This window comes from Streptomyces sp. NPDC091280 (assembly GCF_044768565.1).
In the GTDB taxonomy this organism is placed as follows: Bacteria; Actinomycetota; Actinomycetes; order Streptomycetales; family Streptomycetaceae; genus Streptomyces.
Window position 1 is genome coordinate 1 of the sequence record NZ_JBIVUZ010000046.1, and the last position, 1414, is coordinate 1414.

Annotated in this window: 1 rRNA gene; it reads left to right on the forward strand. The window is 56.5% G+C overall.

Annotated features, from left to right (window positions below):
* A 23S ribosomal RNA gene (locus tag ACIQPR_RS49110) occupies positions 1 to 1393 on the forward strand; the annotation flags it as partial.
* Between the last annotated feature and the right edge of the window lie 21 nt (positions 1394 to 1414).

Consider the following 1414-nt stretch of genomic DNA (forward strand, 5'->3'; position numbering starts at 1 on the left):
CTGAGACCTGATGCCGAGCCGATTGTGGTGAAGTGGATGATCCTATGCTGTCGAGAAAAGCCTCTAGCGAGTTTCATGGCGGCCCGTACCCTAAACCGACTCAGGTGGTCAGGTAGAGAATACCGAGGCGTTCGGGTGAACTATGGTTAAGGAACTCGGCAAAATGCCCCCGTAACTTCGGGAGAAGGGGGGCCATCACCGGTGATGAGTCTTGCACTCTGAGCTGGGGGTGGCCGCAGAGACCAGCGAGAAGCGACTGTTTACTAAAAACACAGGTCCGTGCGAAGCCGTAAGGCGATGTATACGGACTGACGCCTGCCCGGTGCTGGAACGTTAAGGGGACCGGTTAGTCGAGATTCGTCTCGGCGAAGCTGAGAACTTAAGCGCCAGTAAACGGCGGTGGTAACTATAACCATCCTAAGGTAGCGAAATTCCTTGTCGGGTAAGTTCCGACCTGCACGAATGGCGTAACGACTTCTCGACTGTCTCAACCATAGGCCCGGTGAAATTGCACTACGAGTAAAGATGCTCGTTTCGCGCAGCAGGACGGAAAGACCCCGGGACCTTTACTACAGTTTGATATTGGTGTTCGGTTCGGCTTGTGTAGGATAGCTGGGAGACTGTGAAGCTCGGACGCCAGTTCGGGTGGAGTCGTCGTTGAAATACCAGTCTGGTCGTGCTGGATGTCTAACCTGGGTCCGTGATCCGGATCAGGGACAGTGTCTGATGGGTAGTTTAACTGGGGCGGTTGCCTCCTAAAGAGTAACGGAGGCGCCCAAAGGTTCCCTCAGCCTGGTTGGCAATCAGGTGTTGAGTGTAAGTGCACAAGGGAGCTTGACTGTGAGACCGACGGGTCGAGCAGGGACGAAAGTCGGGACTAGTGATCCGGCGGTGGCTTGTGGAAGCGCCGTCGCTCAACGGATAAAAGGTACCCCGGGGATAACAGGCTGATCTTCCCCAAGAGTCCATATCGACGGGATGGTTTGGCACCTCGATGTCGGCTCGTCGCATCCTGGGGCTGGAGTCGGTCCCAAGGGTTGGGCTGTTCGCCCATTAAAGCGGTACGCGAGCTGGGTTTAGAACGTCGTGAGACAGTTCGGTCCCTATCCGCTGCGCGCGCAGGAACATTGAGAAGGGCTGTCCCTAGTACGAGAGGACCGGGACGGACGAACCTCTGGTGTGCCAGTTGTTCTGCCAAGGGCATGGCTGGTTGGCTACGTTCGGGAGGGATAACCGCTGAAAGCATCTAAGCGGGAAGCCTGCTTCGAGATGAGTGTTCCCACCCCCTTGGAGGGGTTAAGGCTCCCAGTAGACGACTGGGTTGATAGGCCGGATCTGGAAGCCCAGTAATGGGTGGAGGTGACCGGTACTAATAGGCCGAGGGCTTGTCCTCAGTTGCTCGCGTCCACTGTGT